The sequence below is a fragment of the Sporolactobacillus inulinus genome, from assembly GCF_006539285.1.
In the GTDB taxonomy this organism is placed as follows: domain Bacteria; phylum Bacillota; class Bacilli; order Bacillales; family Sporolactobacillaceae; genus Sporolactobacillus; species Sporolactobacillus inulinus.
The window spans coordinates 1-20,533 of the sequence record NZ_BJMS01000009.1 but is presented as its reverse complement, the minus strand read 5'-3'; the positions used below and the strand labels follow the sequence as shown (position 1 = coordinate 20,533).

The 20,533-nt window shown below is 43.8% G+C and carries 17 protein-coding genes and 1 pseudogene; 6 read left to right on the top strand and 12 right to left on the bottom strand.

Annotated features, from left to right (window positions below):
* Positions 1-8 precede the first annotated feature (8 nt).
* Positions 9-947 (bottom strand): oxygen-dependent tRNA uridine(34) hydroxylase TrhO, encoded by a 939-nt coding sequence (gene trhO, locus SIN01_RS01800; protein WP_010026807.1) that lies wholly within the window; start codon positions 945-947, stop codon positions 9-11.
* 180 nt (positions 948-1,127) lie between these two features.
* Here trhO and SIN01_RS01795 point away from each other — a divergent pair, with 180 nt between their 5' ends.
* Positions 1,128-2,390, top strand: a complete 1,263-nt coding sequence (locus SIN01_RS01795; protein WP_010026808.1) for a BaiN/RdsA family NAD(P)/FAD-dependent oxidoreductase — start codon at positions 1,128-1,130, stop codon at positions 2,388-2,390.
* 187 nt (positions 2,391-2,577) lie between these two features.
* Here the strand turns inward: SIN01_RS01795 and SIN01_RS01790 are convergent, their stop codons facing one another.
* Positions 2,578-4,260 carry a formate--tetrahydrofolate ligase gene (locus SIN01_RS01790; protein ID WP_010026809.1) on the bottom strand — a complete coding sequence of 561 codons (1,683 nt, stop codon included), beginning with the start codon at positions 4,258-4,260 and terminating at the stop codon, positions 2,578-2,580.
* A gap of 143 nt (positions 4,261-4,403) precedes the next feature.
* On the opposite strand from SIN01_RS01790, the gene SIN01_RS01785 reads away from it, so the two are divergent.
* Entirely contained in the window at positions 4,404-4,805 is a 402-nt protein-coding gene (locus tag SIN01_RS01785; RefSeq protein ID WP_010026811.1) for a reverse transcriptase-like protein, read from the top strand.
* 19 nt (positions 4,806-4,824) lie between these two features.
* Positions 4,825-5,754 (top strand): DMT family transporter, encoded by a 930-nt coding sequence (locus tag SIN01_RS01780; protein WP_010026812.1) that lies wholly within the window; start codon positions 4,825-4,827, stop codon positions 5,752-5,754.
* Between the two features lie 143 nt (positions 5,755-5,897).
* Here SIN01_RS01780 and SIN01_RS01775 read toward each other — a convergent pair whose 3' ends face one another.
* On the bottom strand, positions 5,898-6,125 hold the full coding sequence (locus SIN01_RS01775) for an IDEAL domain-containing protein (protein WP_010027219.1): 228 nt from the start codon (positions 6,123-6,125) through the stop codon (positions 5,898-5,900).
* 350 nt (positions 6,126-6,475) lie between these two features.
* On the opposite strand from SIN01_RS01775, the pseudogene SIN01_RS15745 reads away from it, so the two are divergent.
* Positions 6,476-6,583, top strand: a pseudogene (locus SIN01_RS15745) (IS30 family transposase); the annotation flags it as partial.
* Positions 6,584-6,640: 57 nt separating this feature from the next.
* Here SIN01_RS15745 and cshA read toward each other — a convergent pair.
* A complete protein-coding gene (gene cshA, locus SIN01_RS01770) occupies positions 6,641-8,083 on the bottom strand; it encodes a degradosome RNA helicase CshA (protein WP_010025821.1) in 1,443 nt (480 codons plus the stop codon).
* A 352-nt stretch (positions 8,084-8,435) separates the two neighbouring features.
* On the opposite strand from cshA, the gene zwf reads away from it, so the two are divergent.
* A complete protein-coding gene (gene zwf / locus SIN01_RS01765; protein WP_010025820.1) occupies positions 8,436-9,911 on the top strand; it encodes a glucose-6-phosphate dehydrogenase in 1,476 nt (491 codons plus the stop codon).
* A gap of 62 nt (positions 9,912-9,973) precedes the next feature.
* Here zwf and dat read toward each other — a convergent pair whose 3' ends face one another.
* The 3 genes from dat to SIN01_RS01750 form a co-directional block, all read right to left on the bottom strand.
* Positions 9,974-10,831, bottom strand: coding sequence for a D-amino-acid transaminase (gene dat, locus SIN01_RS01760; RefSeq protein ID WP_010025819.1), 858 nt, complete (start codon positions 10,829-10,831; stop codon positions 9,974-9,976).
* A 99-nt stretch (positions 10,832-10,930) separates the two neighbouring features.
* On the bottom strand, positions 10,931-11,629 hold the full coding sequence (locus tag SIN01_RS01755; RefSeq protein ID WP_010025818.1) for an SGNH/GDSL hydrolase family protein: 699 nt from the start codon (positions 11,627-11,629) through the stop codon (positions 10,931-10,933).
* A gap of 83 nt (positions 11,630-11,712) precedes the next feature.
* Positions 11,713-12,240 carry a GrpB family protein gene (locus SIN01_RS01750; RefSeq protein WP_010025817.1) on the bottom strand — a complete coding sequence of 176 codons (528 nt, stop codon included), beginning with the start codon at positions 12,238-12,240 and terminating at the stop codon, positions 11,713-11,715.
* Positions 12,241-12,516: 276 nt separating this feature from the next.
* On the opposite strand from SIN01_RS01750, the gene SIN01_RS01745 reads away from it, so the two are divergent.
* Positions 12,517-13,890 (top strand): dipeptidase, encoded by a 1,374-nt coding sequence (locus SIN01_RS01745; protein ID WP_010025816.1) that lies wholly within the window; start codon positions 12,517-12,519, stop codon positions 13,888-13,890.
* Positions 13,891-14,192: 302 nt separating this feature from the next.
* Here the strand turns inward: SIN01_RS01745 and acnA are convergent, their stop codons facing one another.
* The 5 genes from acnA to SIN01_RS01720 all read right to left on the bottom strand — a co-directional run bounded on the left by acnA (position 14,193) and on the right by SIN01_RS01720 (position 20,391).
* Positions 14,193-16,928 (bottom strand): aconitate hydratase AcnA, encoded by a 2,736-nt coding sequence (gene acnA, locus SIN01_RS01740; RefSeq protein ID WP_010025815.1) that lies wholly within the window; start codon positions 16,926-16,928, stop codon positions 14,193-14,195.
* A gap of 298 nt (positions 16,929-17,226) precedes the next feature.
* The gene (locus SIN01_RS01735) at positions 17,227-17,955 is read right to left on the bottom strand and encodes a GntR family transcriptional regulator (RefSeq protein WP_010025814.1); all 729 of its coding nucleotides are present in this window, start codon (positions 17,953-17,955) and stop codon (positions 17,227-17,229) included.
* 4 nt (positions 17,956-17,959) lie between these two features.
* Positions 17,960-18,700: a glucosamine-6-phosphate deaminase gene (gene nagB / locus SIN01_RS01730; RefSeq protein WP_010025813.1), complete on the bottom strand. Its 741-nt coding sequence runs from the start codon at positions 18,698-18,700 to the stop codon at positions 17,960-17,962.
* Position 18,701: 1 nt separating this feature from the next.
* Complete coding sequence (nagA, locus tag SIN01_RS01725; RefSeq protein WP_010025812.1) at positions 18,702-19,871, bottom strand: N-acetylglucosamine-6-phosphate deacetylase; 1,170 nt, start codon at positions 19,869-19,871, stop codon at positions 18,702-18,704.
* 304 nt (positions 19,872-20,175) lie between these two features.
* Positions 20,176-20,391, bottom strand: coding sequence for a YneF family protein (locus SIN01_RS01720; RefSeq protein ID WP_010025811.1), 216 nt, complete (start codon positions 20,389-20,391; stop codon positions 20,176-20,178).
* Positions 20,392-20,533: the final 142 nt, after the last annotated feature.

Here is a 20,533-nt window from a genome sequence, read left to right as displayed (position 1 = left end):
TTGCTTGCTTATGAAACGGTTTGTTTCTCCGCTGCTTGAGCGACTTCCGCATTATATCGATTTCTCGGATGATGACGGCACGTGTCGCTGCATGAACGGTGGTGTTGTTTCTCACACGCTTCACAACAGATAAACTGTACATTGCATTCCGGATTTGCACAATTAACGATGCGGTCGCACGACTTTCCACAATGGTGGCAGTGACCAACGACCACGTCTTCGTCCGTTCGATTGACCGGTACCGAAATGCGCTGATCAAAAACATAGCACTTTCCATCATAGTATTTGCCCTTTACTTGCGGATCCTTGCCATACTCAACAATCCCTCCATCAAGCTGGCTGACATCCTTAAACCCGGCGCGAAGCAAATAGCCGCTAAACTTCTCACAGCGAATACCACCGGTGCAATAGGTGAGTACTTTTTTATCTTTTTGATCAGCGAGATGCGTCTCGATCCATTTTGGCAGATCGCGAAAGTTACGAATATTCGGCAGAATTGCCTTTTGAAAATGACCGATTTGTGTTTCATAATCATTGCGGGCATCAATGACAAGGACGTCGTCGCGCTGCAGTTCTTTATAAAATTCCTTAGGTTTCAAATGTTTTCCGGTGAGTTGTTTCGGATCAATATCTTCATTTAATTTCAACGCAACAATCTCTTTGCGCGGTCGTACATGCATCTTCTTAAAGACATGACCATCCGCCTCATCTATTTTAAACGGCATCGTTTTAAATCGGGGATCACGGTGCAGTGCGTCCATGTATCTCTGGGTTTGCTCCGTAGTACCGGAAACAGTACCGTTTAATCCTTCACGGCCAACTAAAATACGTCCTTTCAGTCCCAGTTCCTTGCAAAATCGTAAATGTTCTTCAGCAAACTGCTTCGGATCATCGATCATTACATAATGATAGTACAACAGTACTCGATAGGGTTTTCCTTCTGTCAATCCAATCACCTCATATAGAAATCCGCCACTGACGGCATCGCTGCAAATTGTTCTGTGTCTATCCTATCAAAATTCACCGTCTGTGACAATTATCACACCAGAAAACAGCCATCGCTTGATGAAAAGGATCATGAAATCTGTTAAGGTTACGATAGTAAATGAACAAAGTGAGGAAAAGTCATGAACTATGATGTGATTGTGATTGGTGGCGGTCCTGCCGGGTTAATGGCAGCCATCGCCGCGGCTGAACAGCATGCGCGTGTGCTGCTGCTCGACAAAGGAGACAAGCTCGGGAGAAAATTAGCCATTTCAGGCGGCGGACGCTGTAACGTGACCAACGCTATGCCTATTGATGAATTGATTAAGCATATCCCCGGCAACGGCCGCTTCCTATACAGCGCTCTATCATCCTTTGATAATCAGGATATTGTTTCCTTCTTCAAACGGCTTGATGTTGACTTAAAAGAAGAGGACCACGGTCGTATGTTCCCGAAGAGTAATGATGCAAAATCTGTAGTTCAAGCTTTGCTTAGAAGGATGCGCGAACTAAATGTTACACTTAAAACAAATACACCCGTGCAGGCAGTCCTTTATTCAGATCGTGTATCCGGAGTCAAGACGGTGAACGGAAGGATCTATTCAGCGCATTCTGTTATTGTCGCAGTTGGCGGAAAAAGCGTTCCAAGTACCGGAAGTACAGGAGATGGGTATGCGTGGGCCAAGATGGCCGGTCATACAATTACTGAACTCTATCCGACCGAAGTTCCGCTCACCTCAAACGAATCCTTCATCAAAGAAAAAGTACTTCAAGGGCTTTCCTTGTCTGATGTCGCCATAACACTGATCAATCCGAAAGGCAAACCGATTCAGACACATCGCTGGGATATAATCTTCACCCACTTCGGTTTGTCTGGACCGGCAATCCTTCGACTCAGCCAATTTGTTGTCAAAGCCTTAAAGAAGTTTAAAACAAATGAGGTCACTGTTTTGATTGATGCCAAACCTGACTTAAGCGAACATGAAATTTACGAGCAGCTGCACCGGCTCACCGAATCCGATCCGAAAAAAGCAATCAAGAACGCGTGGAAAGGCATTGTTCCTGAGCGCTATCTGAATTTTCTTCTCGACTTCATCGCTCTATCGCCTGATCGTCAATTTCATGAGCTCTCAAAAGAAGCGGTTCGAAAAATGGCGCATGCGTTGAAAGCATTTCCTGTTCGTGTCTCCGGTACGCTTTCGATTGAAAAGGCATTTATTACAGGAGGCGGCGTTTCACTGAAAGAGATAAATCCTAAGTCCATGGAATCTAAGCTCATGCCCGGGCTTTATTTCTGTGGCGAGATCTTGGATATCCATGGCTATACAGGCGGTTATAATATAACAAGTGCTTTTACGACCGGACACGCTGCCGGAACTGCAGCTGCGCAATTTGTCAGGCTATAAAAGTAATGTGAAACGGCACCATTGCATTTCTAGCTGCATTAATTCCTATGCGTAAAATCAGACCCGCTTATCCGCCATGCTCATCCTGATTTTACGCGCTTGACTCCCTATAAAAGTAAAAAGCGTCTCAGAGTCATAAAACGGACTTTGAGACGCTTTCTTAACGGATGCATTCGGTCATAATCGATCAGAACAAACCGAGTACTCTTCCCTCTTGATCAACATCCATATCTAACGCTGCAGGGTGTTTTGGCAAGCCTGGCATCGTAAGCACATTGCCGGTCATAACAACGATAAATCCCGCACCTAAAGATACCTTTAATTCACGTACATGAATCGTAAAGTCTTTTGGTCTGCCAATCAATTTTGGATTATCGGAAAGTGAATATTGCGTTTTCGCTACACATACCGGTAATTCATCCCAGCCATTTTCTTTGAACGTCTTTAACTGTTTGCGTGCTTTCGTTGAGAATTCAACATTTTTTCCACCGTACACCTGGGTAACAATGGTTTGAATTTTTTCTTGAATGGACTCATTCAAATCATAGAGCGGTTTAAAGTGGTTCTCGTTTTTTTCCACAGTATCGACAACGAGCTGCGCAAGCTCCTTGCCTCCTTCACCGCCTTGTTCCCAAACCTTCGCCAAAGCAACCGGGTGTTTTTCAGCGGTGCACCAGTCTTTAACAAGAGTGACTTCCTGTTCTGTATCGTAGATAAAGTGATTAATCGCAACAATGTAGGGCAAACCAAATGATTTGATTGTATCAATATGACGGGCCAAGTTGTCCAAGCCTAGTTTTAATGCATTCAGATCTTCATGCTTTAATTGATCTTTTGTCAGTCCGCCATGCATTTTAAGCGCACGAATTGTTGCAACGATCACTACCGCGCTTGGCGTGAAATGTCCGGCACGCGTCGTGATGTCCAGAAACTTCTCCGCACCTAAGTCTGCGCCGAATCCAGCTTCTGTAATTAGATAATCGCCGAGTTTTGCTCCTAATTTTGTTGCAAGCACACTGTTGCAGCCGTGAGCGATATTGGCAAATGGGCCTCCATGCACAAAAGCTGGGGTATTTTCCAAAGTTTGAACAAGATTTGGGTGAATGGCTTCCTTTAAAAGAAGTGTCAACGCCCCTTCAACATGCAAATCACGTACAAAAACAGGCTTTCGATCATAAGTATAGGCAATCAGCATGTTGCTGAGCCTTCTTTTCAGGTCATCGATGTTTTCCGCAAGACAGAGGATTGCCATAATTTCGGAAGCGACGGTAATGTCAAATCCGTCTTCGCGCGGAACCCCGTTTGCGTGACCGCCAAGCCCGACAACAACGTGCCTAAGCGCGCGATCATTTAAGTCAAGGACTCGTTTCCAAACAATGCGCCTAGGATCAATATTGAGCGCGTTTCCTTGGTGAATATGATTGTCCAATAAAGCGGCCAATGCATTATGGGCGGTTGTGATCGCATGGAAATCACCGGTGAAATGAAGATTAATGTCTTCCATCGGGACAACTTGAGCGAAGCCTCCCCCAGCTGCCCCGCCTTTAAGACCCATTGTCGGACCAAGTGATGGCTCGCGTAAAGCGATGACCGCCTTTTTACCAATCTTATTCAAAGCTTGTCCCAGCCCCACGGTAACTGTAGACTTTCCTTCTCCGGCAGGTGTCGGATTAATGGAAGTGACTAAAATAATGTTGCCATCTGGTTTTTCAGTCAATTTGTTTAATGTGTTTGCGGATACTTTCGCTTTGTATCGGCCATAAGGTTCCCAATCCTTTACTTCGAGCCCGAGCTGTTCTGCAATAGATCCAATTGGTTTGAGAACCGCATTTTGAGCGATTTCAATATCGGACTTTACTGTTTTTGACATTGTCTTTTACTCACCCATTCGAAAATAAAATTATTCCAGCCAATTTACTTTTATTATGATAACATAATGTGTGTAACGTAACATCGCATCGATGGGATGAAGCATGAACTTTTTTATACAATACTTGGGAGGTAATCCTTAAATTGATCGAGGTTTCATTCGATGGTGCCGCTCTTAGCAATCCCGGTCTTGCCGGAGGAGGAATTTACATAAAAGACGGAAAAGGTCATGAGATGAGATGCGCCCTTCCTTTTGGTATCCTGTCCAGCAATCATGAAGCAGAATTTGCCGCTTGCGTTGCCGCACTTCGCATTGCTTTAGAAAACAATTACCGTACCGTTTCATTTCGCACAGATTCCCAACTAGTGAATCAAGCACTGGAAAAGAGATACGTCAAAAATAGCCTTTATGAAGCTTACTTAAAAGATGCCTTACATTACATCGATCAGTTTGACTTATTTTTTTGCAAATGGATTCCGGATAAACAAAATAAAAATGCGGATGCTCTCGCAAGATCAGCCATTAAACAACAAAATGAAAAATAAAGACAGGGGCCTACAGCTAATGAATCGAAAACGTGTGCTTATCGCTGATTCCGCTCTGCTCGGTATCACTTTTGTATGGGGAACAACGTTCATTGTTGTTCAAAATATTCTCGATAAATTAACGCCGCTTACCTTTAATGCTTGGCGTTTTCTTATTGCTGCCCTCTTTTTGCTTTTTTGGCAATACATGCGCCGCAAAAAAAGTACGCATATACTGAAAAGCATCAACTGGTCATTAATAGGGTCTGGAGCTTTGTTAGGCGGATTGCTATTCGCCGGTTATATTTGTCAAACGATCGCTCTTCTTTACACTTCAGCGTCAAACGCAGCATTTATCACCGGCTTGAGTGTCGTGCTTGTGCCCATTTTTTCAGCATTCTTGTTACATCAAATGCCGCGCCGGACAGCACTCCTTAGTGTACCTTTGGCTGCAGTGGGCTTGTTTTTCCTCACCACACATGGTTCGTTTATCTTAAATAAAGGTGACTTAATTGTTCTTGTCAGCTCCGTTACTTTTGCATTACATATTGTTTTCACAGCAAAAGTTACGGAGCGTTATGATAGTTATGCGTTGACCATTGTTCAACTATTTACAGTTTCCTGCCTCGCCTTTGCATTCAGTCTTTTTTTGGAAGGCGGCAATGCCATTGCGGTTCAACAAATCGTACAATTGGATGTACTGGTCGTCATTCTTTTTATGGCACTGTTTGCAACTGCACTCGCCTTTTTGCTACAGACTGCTCTTCAGAAAGATACACCGGCCACTCACGTCGGCATTATCTACATTATGGAGCCTGTTTTTGCCGCATGGACATCGATTCTCTTCCAAAACGCACAATTTGGTACACATGAAGTCGCCGGATCTTTACTTATTTTGATCGGGATGCTGCTTGCTGAATGGCCGGAAAACCTGCGAAAGCCGAAGCAATCGCAAGAATACAGAACCTGAATGGAAATGAAATGTAAATACACAAAAAAAGAAGCAGAGATGCGCATCTCTGCTTCTTTTTTTGTGTACCTATAAAGGTTTAAGAACAAATGGATCATACAAACACAAGTATCCGTTCATTCTCTTTTATAGAGCTCGCTTTACTAACGAGTTAATGCCGCGTATTCTGCAGTGAGTTTCATAAAGAGTGCTTTGTTCCTTGAATCCAAACTTGCATCAATCTGTTTGCGAAGGTATTTTGCTTTTTGATTGAATTCCATTTCATCAAGGATCATTTGGGCATACATTTCAACAACCGAGACTTTAGCTTGTTTCTCTTTGTAGACAACAAGCGCGTTCGTATTCTCCTGAGTAGAGTGATCATTGTTCATTTTTATTGCCCCCTTTGCACTTTTTACTATCTTACACTACTTTTCTGAAAGTTACAACCATTCCACCTCACCTCTTATTAATATTTCTAAATTTTATGATATAATTGGATGCGATTAACAGTTTAGCCATTATTTTACGCTCATCGTTCACTGTTCATGATGATTTCCCGCGAAACTTTTGCCGTGCAGTCTGAGGGGCTTGCTTCCGATCCCTTTAGGCTCTTTCCTTTTTAAAACGCTACACCTGCATAAGAAAAGACCGGGCAAAAAGCGCCCGGTCCTTAATCTCCAACCATGTATGATGGACTCGTGTCTTTTCGGTGCTGAATCGCCGCTTCGGTTACTCGCTTGCCGCGGGCGCACATGCCGTGAACGAATTAAATCACTGACCTCGCAAATGTTTGGGCTGGAAGACTCCTTTTGAGATCTTTTATAATCAGGCGTTGCACTTAGTTTGACAATTCAAGCCCGTAAAAAAAAGCAACCCGAAGGCTGCCTTTTGAAAACGTGTTGCATTAATAATGCTGTGACTTTTGTTTGCTTCTTCCTCGATAATTGTTGTTTCGACGATCACGATCGTGTGAGCGATAATTGTTGCGTCCTCTTCCGCCGCCTCGTTGCTGCCGATTTGATCGTTTGACCATGAGCGGTTGTTCACGGGTTAAGCGTACCGGGGTTGTATCCGGCTCTTTAGTAATCAGCTTAAGGGCTGCAGCGAGTACGTCTGTTGCATCAAATTCATCAAGCAGATCTTGAGCCTTTGCCGCATAGCTGCGGTATTTTCCAGATTCAATCATTTCTTTTAAATTGTCAATAGCAATTTTCTGCTGTCCCGCTAATGCTTCTTCATAGCTTGGTGCATTGAGTTGTTTCATTGGCTGTTTCGTCAAACGTTCAATCGATCTCAGATGCGGGAATTCACTCGGCGTAATAAAAGTGAGTGCCATTCCGGTTTTCCCAGCGCGTCCTGTACGGCCGATCCGGTGTACATAGCTTTCCGGATCTTGCGGAAGATCAAAATTGTAGACATGCGTCACGTTACTAATATCAAGTCCACGTGCCGCTACATCCGTAGCAACCAGCAGTTTCACTTCATTCTGTTTAAAACGTCGCAGAACAAGATCACGTTTTGACTGAGTCAGATCGCCGTGAATTCCTTCGGCCTCATAGCCTCTTTTTTGCAACGCACGCATCAGTTCGTCGACGCGTCGTTTTGTCCGACCAAAGACAATTGCACGTTCAGGCGATTGAATATCAAGAAAACGTGTCAGAGCATCAAATTTTTCAAGCTCACGAACCTTAACATAGCTTTGATCAATTAATGACGTCGTTAGGGTCTTTGCTTTGATCTGAATTTTTTTAGGTTCATGCATAAATTTCTCAGCCAGCACTTGAATCGGTCTCGGCATCGTTGCTGAGAATAGCAAGGTTTGACGATTCTCCGGTGTAGCTTCCAAAATCGCATGAATATCTTCGATAAAGCCCATGTTCAACATTTCATCTGCTTCATCAAGCACAACTACCTTGATCTGATCCAAGCGAATTGTTCTTCTCTTGATGTGGTCGAGCAATCGTCCAGGAGTTGCCGAAATTATACTTGGACGTCTTTTTAAATCACGAATTTGCCGCTGAATATCTTGACCACCATAAATCGCAACCGTTCTAACCTTTTTATAAAAGCCGAGTGCGTTAAGCTCTTGAGCATTCTGAATCGCAAGTTCACGCGTTGGTGTAATGACAACTCCTTGAATATCCGAGTTGTGGGGATCGGCTGCTTCGATCATCGGGATACCAAATGCAGTTGTTTTTCCTGTACCTGTTTGTGCTTGACCGATCAGGTCAACACCTGTTTCCGCAACCGGGATTGCTTGTTCTTGAATCGGAGTCATATCGGTAAACCCCATTCGATCGGTTGCTTTCTTCACTTCTTGACTAATTTCGAGTTCTGAAAATTTCATTAAGTTATACTATCTCCTTTTTCATGTTTAGTACGATCAATTAAATGATTAGGCATTCCCCGCGCCGGACGGAAAATGCCTACTAAACATTGAACGAGATCTCATCGTTGTTTTCAAAAGTAAACCTCTTCCATCCCTATGATTACCTAAACACATAGGATCACCTTACCATGTACAGCGATGAAATGCAACGAAGGCGAATGAACGTATTGGTTGAATCCAACTATTTTCGTCAATAATAATGGTCAATGTTCACATTGATTTCAAACGAAAAGCGAATAAAGTGTAGCACATTCAATAAAAAGTGTGATAACATTCAAGTATAATGAACGAGGAACGAGGGAATGAACAGATGATCGAATCGTCAAAAGAGCCGGTATTAATCTTTCTTTTCGGGGCAACAGGAGATCTCGCTCGTAGGAAATTATATTCCGCTCTTTATCGACTGTATAAACGGGATCAAGAATTTGCTGTAATTGGTCTTGCACGTCGCGCGCACACGGACGAAACTTATCGCGATTTAATTAATGACTCACTACCTTCCGAGGTAGGTCAGCGTCAGCACTTTTTGGAACGCTTTTATTATCGCCGCTTAGACATTACGCGTCCTGAAAATTTTGCTACCCTAAAAGAATTCAGTGACGAACTTAATGAACGTTATCAGTTAAAGGGTAATCGAATTTTTTATCTCTCCTTGGCTCCGGCATATTTTGCTGAGGCTGCGAAAAATTTGAAAAAATCCGGACTAGCAACCACTTCAGGTTGGAAACGGTTAGTTATCGAGAAGCCGTTTGGGCACGATCTGAAATCCTCAAAAGAATTAAACGAAAGCTTGCTCCATGCCTTCTCTGAAGAAGAGATTTATCGCATTGACCATTATCTAGGCAAAGAAATGGTACAAAATATAGAGGTTCTGCGCTTTGCAAATCCGATTTTCGAAGCGATTTGGAACCGCCGTTACATTTCAAACGTGCAAATCACGCTCAGTGAAACCCTTGGCGTCGGTGACCGGGCGAACTATTATGATCAAACCGGTGCGCTTTTGGACATGGTACAGAATCATATTATGCAGCTGCTGACCTTGATAGCGATGGAACCGCCGACACAACTCGAAACCGATGATTTGCGTTACGAAAAGGTCAAAGTACTTAAAGCAATTCGACCAATGAACATTCATAATATCGCTGAAGAAATTGTTCGCGGTCAATATACGCGTGGTATCTCACCGAATCGTGAAAAAATGTGTGCTTATCTAAATGAGAACAATGTTCGGAGTGATTCAGATACTGAAACTTTTGTGGCTTCACGATTTCAAATTGATAATTACCGCTGGCAAGGCGTTCCCTTTTACGTACGTACAGGAAAACGAATGGCTGAAAAGGCAACACAGATTGTGATTCAATTTAGAAAGCTGCCAAAAAATCCATATTTCCATAACGTCAACCATGTCGGTCCGAACTTGCTCGTCATTTATATATCACCTGACGAAGGACTTTCTTTGAAATTAAATGTAAAAGCAAATGGTGAGGCAGGCAGCAACACCGTTCCTATATCCCTAAAGTTCCGCAATAATGAATTAGCGATGGAAAACATGCAAGATGCCTATGAGCGCCTAATCGCCGATTGCATTAAAGGTGATTCAACGAATTTTACGCGATGGGATGAGGTTTTGTATTCCTGGGGGATCATTGACTCAATTGTTGATTCCTGTAAAAAGCGGCATGTGCCGATTGACTATTATGAAGCCTGCTCAATGGGTCCATCTACAGCAGACGAACTACTCGAAAAACACGGCCATCATTGGTGGCCAATCATGCATATGGAATAATAATTCTACAAAAATAAAGCGTCTCGCATTAAGCGAGGCGCTTTATTTTTTTGGGAAATGATTTATGAAACCGGTTGAGTTCGAATCCGTTCTACTTCCGCATCAAATGCGGCAATCAGCTTTTTCGAAAGGGCACCGGGTTCTCCGCCGTTGATCCGTTGATCGTCAATTTGAAGTACCGGTTTTACCTCATTACTTGTACTCGTAATAAATACTTCGTCTGCATGTAACAGTTCTTTCAGCGAGAATTCTCGCTCAGAAACCGGAATATCAAGTCGTTTTGCCAGATCGAAAACAAACAAGCGTGTGATCCCATTAAGAATCCGATGATCAGCCGGATGCGTTACGAGTTCACCCGCTTTGACAATGAATACATTACTTGATGATCCTTCTGTGACGGTTTCACCGCGATGCAGAATCGCTTCTCCAGCGTTTACGTTGTGCGCCTTTTGTTTCGCAAGGACGTTTCCCAGCAAATTCAGCGTTTTTATGTCGCACCGTAGCCAGCGAATATCCTCTGCAAGCACCGCTTTAATTCCTTTCGGTCGTTTTGACAGATCACGAACCTTGGACGAAACAGTACCGGTGATTACAGGCGGCGTGTGTTCCGGAAAAAAGTGCTGCCGCGGAGCTGCTCCCCTTGTAATTTGAAAATAGACAACGCCGTCCTCTAATTGATTCAGTTCGATCAACTTTTTAATGTTATCTGCGAGGTGATCAATGCTGTAAGGCAACGTTAAACTAAGCTCACGTGCACTGCGTTCCAAGCGTTTCAGATGCGGCTCAAGTAAAAAAATTCTTCCGCTGTATACCATCATTGCTTCATAAATGCCATCCCCGAATTGATAGCCTCGGTCTTCAATGTCCACTTTTGCTTGCTTGCGATCGATAAATTGATCCTGATACAATATCGTTGCCAACGCCGCAACCCCCTCCAACAATCGATAACCTGATTATATGCTCCATTTGCCGACACGACAATCCCATACTATTCGGATTTACTACTCATAAGCCATCCTTTATTTATTTGATTGCTTTTTTACAATTTCTTCAATCAGTCGCTTAGCCATTTTATTATAGCCTTCACGATTTGGGTGAAAGTGATCTTTAGAGAGCAGCTGTTTCGTCTTGTTTCGAAACAAGTCGCTCGTCGGAATAAATGAGATTGGCTGATAATTTTCACTAATCTGCTTGCTGTTGGCGTTCCACTTATCCAAAATCGGTACAAAATCTTCATTTGCTTCGCCAAGATAGTCTTCAAAAGGATTATAAAGTCCAAAATAATAGACAGAGGCATCGGGGTTTAGTTGGCGGATTTCCTTCAATACTTGCTTCAATTTAATCGAAAAGCTCGTTTGTTCTTTTTTAAAATCACCGGCATGTAGATCGAGGAAATTCTGTCTAAATACACGAACGATATCATTGCCGCCTATGGTAAGAAAAATGGTATTGGATGCTTTTATCGCTTTACTATAGTTTGGCTGCTTGATCTTCTTTAACAAATCAGCGGAGGTATCTCCACGATGACCAAGATCGCTTACTGAAACACTTTTTACATTTTTTTCTTTTTTGAGCAGTTCAGCTGCTGCTCCGACATAGCCCTGATTTTCAAGATCTCCGACGCCTTCAGTCAGCGAATCGCCTAAAGCTGTTATTTTGTAATGGATCGGATTCGGCTTTTTGGGAGCAGGGCTCGGCCGCAGCGCGATATACCCCAAAATAACTGCTGTAGCCATTAATAAAATTAAAAGACAAATGATTGCTTTCTTTTTGATTTCCTTCGACCCCTCTTACTTTTTCTTTATGCGTCGTACCACCACTGCAAGGCACGCTGCTCAATGTGTCTGCACAGTTCATTTTTTCCCACCTGGTAACTCTCACGATCATCTGAAAATTGTTCGGCAAGCTTAATCTTGATCTGACTGTAGCATGCAGCATCATCATCATGCATTCTTAAATAGTCGCGAAAGGCAAGATGACGTACAACATCTTCTGATTCAGCTTCAAAGACATGCAAATGCACGAGGTGACCGCCCGAAGAATCTTTCTTTTCAAAATAACGGCGCCGCCGGATCCCATATTCTCCAAGTGCTTCATAACCGGCTTGAGACAATTTGCCAGTAAACGCATCTACACCTGACAAATCATGTACCTCGGCAAGAATATCGATGGTAGGCTTAGCCGCCATGCCTTCAATGGACGTACTTCCAATATGGTGAATAGCAGTCAGCAGCGGTTCAAGGATACGTGCCACATGTGCGGCTTCACGCTTATAGTTGACCTCCCATTTTGGATCATAAGGAACAACGTAAAGCTTATTCTGAGCCATTCAAATCACCTCTCATCCCAAAGACTTGTGATCATTCTAACATAGGCGATTGTTCACGTCAGAGAAAAATGCTAAAAAAAATGCAAGTTTCAAAACCGGATCGTCCCGCGAAAAAGATTTTTCGAGAGACAACTCTGCCCTCTTCGCTTTTCTTTATATTAATCTGTTGCGCCGCACTCACTTTTCGTGCCACCGTTTATCAAGATTCGCGCATTTTTCTTTTATTTCAGCACTCTGCTACAATAAGTAGGATAAATTAAAATGGGAGGGTTTTCCATGGAAGAACCTATCGTGACTACTCTAGAAAAAAATAGAGATCGTTACTTAAAACAAATGATTGAATTTCTGTCCATTCCCAGTATCAGCTCTGATTCAACGCACAAAGCAGATGTACGCCGCGCTGCTGAATGGTTGGCGAACGATTTAAAAAACGGCGGTCTACGCCATGTGCAGATTCTTGAAACGGCCGGTCATCCTGTTGTTTATGCTGATTATTTAACTGATGAAAACAAACCGACCGTTCTCTGTTATGGGCACTATGACGTGCAACCGGTCGATCCGGTCGATCAATGGCAAACGGATCCTTTTAAACCTGAGATCAGAGACGATATCATTTACGGACGCGGGACAAGCGATGACAAAGGTCAAGTCTTCATGCTGGTTAAGATGGCTGAAACAATTCTTGAAGCGACCGGAACACTTCCGGTCAACCTTAAATTCTGTTTTGAAGGTGAAGAAGAAATTGGAAGTGCTCATCTCGATGGTTTTGTTGATGCGCATCTTGATCTGCTTAAAGCGGATGTTCTGCTTGTTTCCGATACAACCATGCTTGGCATGGATCAGCCGGCTGTCAGCTACGGGCTCCGCGGAATTTGCGGCCTAGAAGTACGTTTGCGCGGGCCCAAAGGAGACCTTCACTCCGGTGTCTACGGCGGCGCTGTACAAAATACACTGCATGCAATGGTTGACTTGTTAGCAAGTCTTCATGATCATCATGGTCGTGTAACGGTTGACGGCTTCTACGACCAGGTAAAGCCTTTAACAAATGAGGAACGAAAGGTTTGTGAAACACTTTCCGATGATGACGCGCTGAAAAAAGAGCTTGATGTTGATACGTTATATGGTGAAGAAGGTTATCCGACGGTCGCACGCATCTGGTCACGCCCGACATTGGAATTGAATGGTGTCTATGGCGGTTTTCAAGGAGAAGGTTTAAAAACCGTCATTCCTTCCACCGCTACCGCCAAAATAACATGCCGGCTAGTTCCTGATCAGGATCCGGCGCTTATCGGAGCGCTTTTGAAAAAGCATCTTAAAGATCATCTGCCTGCCGGTGTCAAATTGGAAGTAGAATTAATGGACCATGCCGATCCATTCATTATGCCTGTTGACCATCCTGCTTTACAAGCTGCCCACAATGCCCTTGAAAAAGCATTCCATACAAAGGCCATTCTGTCACGTCAAGGCGGATCGGTGCCTATTGTTAATACATTCCATGACAAACTCGGCCTTGCACCGATACTCATGGGTTTCGGATTGGACAGTGAGAACTTCCATGCGCCCAATGAACATTTTCATCTTAAGAATTTTGATCGCGGATTGCGCGCTTTAACTGAGTTTTTATTCGAGCTATCCAAACAAATGAACTAAGCCTTTGAAGAGGAAGTCTTCGTTGCGCTGGTACTATTTTCTTGGAATTCTCGTATAAGAAAAGAGGCTGCCATTATCGGCAGCCTCTTTTTCATTGAAGAAGTTCTATGAAGTTTGTTCATGCATAGCGAATCTTTTCTTGAGTCTCTTTAAAAAAAGATTTTAGTGATAACCCTAGGATCAAACGTTAACCATCCCAACGGAACTCACTCCCTCGAAAATCATCCGTATGTCTGAAGGAACTTTCATAATCTCCTTCGCTCATTATCATGGCTATTTGTGGGAGAAATATACGTCACGGTTTAATTTTTCAAAAGTTTTTTGCGTAAAACCGTTTGCAGGATTCCTCCATTACGGTAATAGTCCATTTCAACTTCGCTGTCAAAGCGGACAATGACGGAGAATTTCATCGATTTTCCGTTTGATGCGACCGCTTCAGCCTGAACACGTGCACCTGGCACAATCGTTTCGTCAACCGATACGGAAATTGCCTCTTCTCCTGTTAGTCCAAGGGTGTCAGCACTCTGACCGCTCTCAAATTGAAGCGGGAGAACCCCCATCATGACTAAGTTGCTTCGATGAATACGTTCATAACTCTCGGCGATCACTGCTTTAATTCCAAGCAGCCTCGTCCCTTTTGCGGCCCAATCGCGTGAACTGCCCATGCCGTAATCCTTACCTGCAAGAACGATTAAACGGGTTCCGTCTTGTTTATACTTCATCGCAGCATCATAAATCGGCATCACTTCTCGAGTCGGCCAATACGTCGTATAACCGCCTTCTGTGCCTGGGGCAATTTGATTTCGAATGCGAACATTTGCGAACGTACCGCGCATCATGACCTCATGGTTTCCTCGTCTTGATCCGTACGAGTTGAAATCGATTCGTTTGACCCCTTTATCCATTAAATAGCGCCCCGCCGGGCTGTTACCCGCAATTGATCCCGCCGGCGAAATATGGTCGGTTGTGACCGAATCGGCAAATTTTCCGATAACACGCATTGCCCGTAATGGTTCAATCGTTTTTAATTCTGCCGAAAGACTCTCGAAAAATGGCGGGTTTTGAATATAAGTCGACGCTTTATCCCAATCATACAATTCGCCCGCACTCGTCTCAATGGCATTCCATCGCTGGTTTTCCGTAAAGACACGCGCATATTCTTTTTTAAAGCTTTCCGGTACAACTGCACGATTCATGACCGCTTCAATCTCAGAACGAGACGGCCAGAGATCCTTAAAATAAACCTCATTTCCATCTTGGTCTTTCCCGAACGAATCATGGAGCAAATCAAAATTAACCGATCCGGCAAGTGCATACGCAACAACCAGAGGCGGCGACGCTAAATAGTTGGCGCGAATGAGCGGATGAATACGCCCCTCAAAATTTCGATTCCCTGAAAGTACGGCAGCCACAGTCAAATCTTGATCAACGATCGCTTGCTCAACAGCTTCCGGTAATGGTCCGGAGTTGCCGATACAAGTGGTACATCCATAGCCAACAACATTAAACCCTAATGCTTCCAAATCGGGTAATAAGCCGGCCTTTTCAAGGTAATCTGTAACAACCTTTGATCCGGGAGCAAGACTGGTCTTCACGTAATCAGGAACAGTCAATCCCTTTTCCACGGCTTTTTTAGCGACGAGCCCGGCACCAATCATGACACTTGGATTGCTTGTGTTCGTGCAGCTTGTGATTGCTGCAATGACCACAGCACCGGTATCGAGACGCTCATGGTTGCCGTTATTCTCACTGACCAGTGCTGATTTTTTCAGTTCATCTTTTCCCAAACCAAATCCTTGATTTCCAGATGGCCGGGTGAGCGACGCTTCAAATTCATGCTTCATATCCCGAAGCGAGATACGATCTTGAGGTCTTTTCGGACCAGCCAGTGATGGCGTTACATCACTTAAATTCAGTTCCAAAACTTTTGTAAAATGTGGATCTTTTGCACCGGCAGTATAGAATAAACCATTTGCCTTGCAATAATCTTCAACCAGCTGTACCTGTTCCTCCGTACGTCCACTTAAACGAAGATAGTCCAAAGTAACTTGATCTACCGGAAAATAAGTAGCGGTTGCACCATTTTCCGGAGACATGTTTGCTATAGTCGCACGATCCGCAAGTGCCATATGAGACAGGCTCGGTCCGAAAAATTCAACAAATTTTCCGACCACACCTTCCGCTCTAAGAAGCTGCGTGACGCTTAAGGCCAAATCGGTAGCCGTCGCTCCCTCTGACAAACTTCCAACGATCCGTACGCCAACGACGTCCGGAACCGGAAAATAGGAGGGCTGCCCTAGCATTCCTGCTTCAGCCTCAATGCCGCCAACGCCCCATCCGAGCACGCCTAAACCGTTAATCATTGTTGTATGGGAGTCTGTGCCAACCAGGGTATCCGGGAAAGCAAACAACGCACCGTTACGCTCAATCTTGTGGACAACCGATGCCAAATATTCCAAATTAACTTGATGGACAATTCCTGTGGCGGGAGGAACCGCACGAAAATTTTCAAACGATGATTGTGCCCATTTTAAGAATGTATACCGTTCTTTGTTCCGTTCAAATTCACGTTCCATATTAAATTTAAGCGCCTGATTCGTGCCAAATCGATCGACTTGAACGGAGTGATCGACAACAAGATCGACAGGCTTCTCAGGATTGATCTGCTCAGGATCACCGCCCATATCTGCCATAGCTTTGCGCATCGATGCCAAATCAACGACGGCTGGAACACCGGTGAAATCCTGAAGAATAATGCGCGATGGATTAAATGGAACATCAATCGCTTTATCTAATTGTTCCGTTCCCCACTTGGCTAAATTAATTACGTGTTCCTTTTTAATCGTTCTGCCATCACATTGACGAAGAACGGCCTCAAGCAGTACTTTGATCGAGTATGGAAGACGCTCAATTTCCCCGTACTCCGATAAAGCGCTTAATTGATAATAGTGAATAGGCTGACCAAGACTAGTAAACGTTTTGATCGCATGAAATGCATCTGTAACTTTCGTGTCCTTCGTTCCAACTGCTCCAGACATGTTTTCCCTCCTGTCCGATCTTGAACAATTCTATATTTTCATCATAATCGAACTCAACCATTAAGTAAATTTTATTTATTTAATCAGATTGTATAAGTTTTACTTATCTAAAGAAAAAATATAATAAAACGCTGTGGTAATCTTGAGACGTCAAATGGTTGCGGAGCTCATCGGCCGTTGATTGCTCAGGCGCCGAGCACTGTCGCTTTTATACTGCGTTAGAACGCTGCTTTACTGTTTTGACGCGCGAATTTTATTCTTTCTTTTCATGCAAAAAGAAGATAAGCAACCACGTTGCTTATCTTCTCGGTAAATCAATTTTAAATTTATAGCGATCAGCGCGAAATAAGGATTTTGTCTGTTCAATCGGCTGACCATTGCTTAGATAGGCACAGCGATTGATGAGCAGAATCGGCGAACCTTTGGCAACATCCAAAATTTTTGCTTCTTCAGATGTCACAATCGCTGCTTCAATGGACTGTTCCGCATGGTTAATCGTCATACCGGTTTCTCGTTCAATGTAATCGTACAGAGAAGGACTGACTTGCTGCTCCGTCAAATGCGGCAGAATGCGTACCGGAATATAGGAAGTCTCAATTGCCATTGGCTCTTCATCGGCAAGACGGACCCGCTTCAACTCGTAGGCTTCTTCCTCAGCCTGCAACTTAAGCTGTTTGATCATTTTGGCTGATGGTCTTATTCGAGAGAAGTGTAGCAACCTGCTTCCAGGCTTCAAGCCGCGACTGATCATGTCTTCGGAAAAACCATTAAAACCAAGCAACTTCTTCTCAATCTTTTCTTGAGCAGCAACAAATGTCCCTTTTCCTTTGATTCGAATTAAGATACCCGAATGAACCAAATTCATAATGGCTTGACGTACAGTCATACGCGATACATGAAATTGATCCGTAAATTCGCGTTCAGAAGGAATTTGATCGCCAATCGTCAACTGCTTCTGGTTAATTAGGTCTTCGATATACCGTTCAATCTGATAATACATAGGCATCGGAGATTTGGGGTCAATCATTTCATCAATCCTTGCTGACTTTTGTTTGAGAAAGTGCCGCTTCATCAGCAATAATGATGACGTTCTTATGCTGCGTGAGCGCTGATGCTGGAAAACGGCTGTCTGCTCGATTTGCAAGCACCAGCTTGCCTAGTGCATCTGCTTTCTCTTCACCTGAAGCGATTAACAGAATCTTCCTGCTCTTTAAGATCGTACCGATGCCCATGGTAACGGCTTCAGTTGGTACATCCTCTATGCTTCCAAAATAGCGAGCATTAGCGTGTCGTGTCGATTCTGTTAACTTCACAACATGCGTGCCCAGCGTCAGGGAAGACCCTGGCTCATTAAAACCGATATGCCCATTACGTCCGATTCCGAGCAATTGGAGGTCTACCCCTCCGAGACTGTCAATTAAGGCATCATAACGCATGCAAGCCTCTTTTGACGTATCTAAACCATTGGGTAAAAAGTATTGTCCGTCAGGCAAATCCACATGATCAAAAAAGTGTTGTTTCATGTACGCGTAGTAGCTGTTCGGGTCCTTCGGATCGATGCCCGCATATTCATCAAGATTAACTGTACGGATCGATCGATAGCTGGTCCCGTTTTCTTGGTGATCCTTGACCAATTGTTGATAGGTACCTTCAGGAGTTCCTCCAGTAGCAAGACCGAGCACAGCATCTGGCTTTCTCAATACGAGTTCCCGGATGATTTCAGCAGCTTTCTTGCTCATTTCTTGATTATCTGTAACCGAAACAATCTTCAATTCAATCCACCTCTTCTTTTTGATAGGCAATCGCACCGCGGCACACAGTAAGCACAAGTTCATTCTTTTCATTTAACACAATGAAATCGGCATCTTTTCCAGCTTCAAGCGATCCTTTTCGATCGAAAACACCGCATTGCAATGCCGGATTGATTGCTCCCATTTGCACAACATCAGCCAAAGTTGCATCAGTAAATGCGAGTATATTACGTAGAGAATCCTTCATTTTCAGCACGCTGCCAGCAATCGTCCCATCCTTTAACACAGCCATCCCTTTATCCACAAAAACATCTTGACCACCGAGGTCGTACACACCTTTTTTTAGGCATTTTGCGCGCATTGAGTCGGTAATTAAAATCATCCGGTCACTGCCCTTAAGCTTATAGGCAAGGTTAACCATTCCTTGACACACGTGATGGCCGTCACAAATCAGTTCGGTATAGAGGTCATGATGCAGCAATGCACCACCGAGAATACCCGGTTCACGATGGTGCATCCCGCGCATTCCGTTATAAAGGTGTGTGACTTGAGTCGCTCCGGCATCTATCGCACGAATGACATCCTCATCAATTCCATTCGTATGACCAATTGAAGCAACGACATGTTGCTCCTTTAAATGCCGAATGAAATCAAGACCACCATCTAATTCTGGTGCCATAGTCACTTCTTTGATATGATTTCCTGAGATGCTCTGCCAATGGTCAAATAATGAGCTATCGGGATCAATGATAAAGCGTTCTGGCTGGGCGCCTGCCTTTTCTTTATTAATGAAAGGGCCTTCCAGATGAATCCCAATGATTTCTGCTTCTCCCGATTTCTGATGACCGATGACCGTTCCTGCGTTTTCAACAGCCTTTTCGATCGCAGGAACCGATTGGGTAATCGTCGTTGCTAGAAATGAGGTTGTCCCTTCTTTAGCCAATGCGGAAGCAATTTTACTCAGTGCCTCCGGTGTTGCATCCATTGTGTCTGCACCATCGGCACCATGGATGTGCATGTCGATCATTCCCGGCAAACACTTGTAGGTCGAAGGAAAATGCAGGGTCTGATCTGTCGATTGAGACGAATGAGCGTTGATGCTCGCGATTGTTTCTCCTTCAATAGTCAGGCTCCCGTTTTCAATCCATTCATTCTGACTGTAAATGGAACAACCATCAATTTTAGTCGCCATAAAATCGCTTCCTTTTTTCTTTTATTGTAGCATTTTGCAGCTCATCCTGTCTAGACATCTATACTTTGTCTGTTTTATGATTCCATTAAAGCCACAATACATCCCGTGACTTTTCTTACCCGGACTTCAAATGATATGTGAAAATCCGAAACTCTTGCTGAATCGACTCTGTTCCGGCAAGCAGCCATCGCACATTGGTTGGTGGCTGCCATTTATCAAAACAAAAAAAACACCATCCTCTGTCGATGGTGTTTTTTTGAATGATTAACCTATTTTACGGCTCTTTTTTCGTGATAAATCTTCCTTATTTCACTTGATTGTTGATTGCTTTCATCATCTGATTGATCTTTTTCTGCGATGGGTGCTGGCCCATTTGTGTCATCATCACGCGTAACATGTTTTCGTTAATCGGCGGGTTCTTCTTCAAATAACTCATCATATATTTACGGGCGATCAAGAAACCGAGAATCAATCCGACCGCCAGACAGATCACGCCTATTAATATGTATAACCAGAGCATGGTGTGCGTCCTCCTCGTATCAAATTTCCATAGTTCAGTTTACACTATCTCGCGAATCATGGTCAACTCTGTTACAGAGCGAAAAGGGCTTTATTCTCAAACAGCGTAAGAAAAACCGGTCAAAAAACGCGCGGTCCTTACT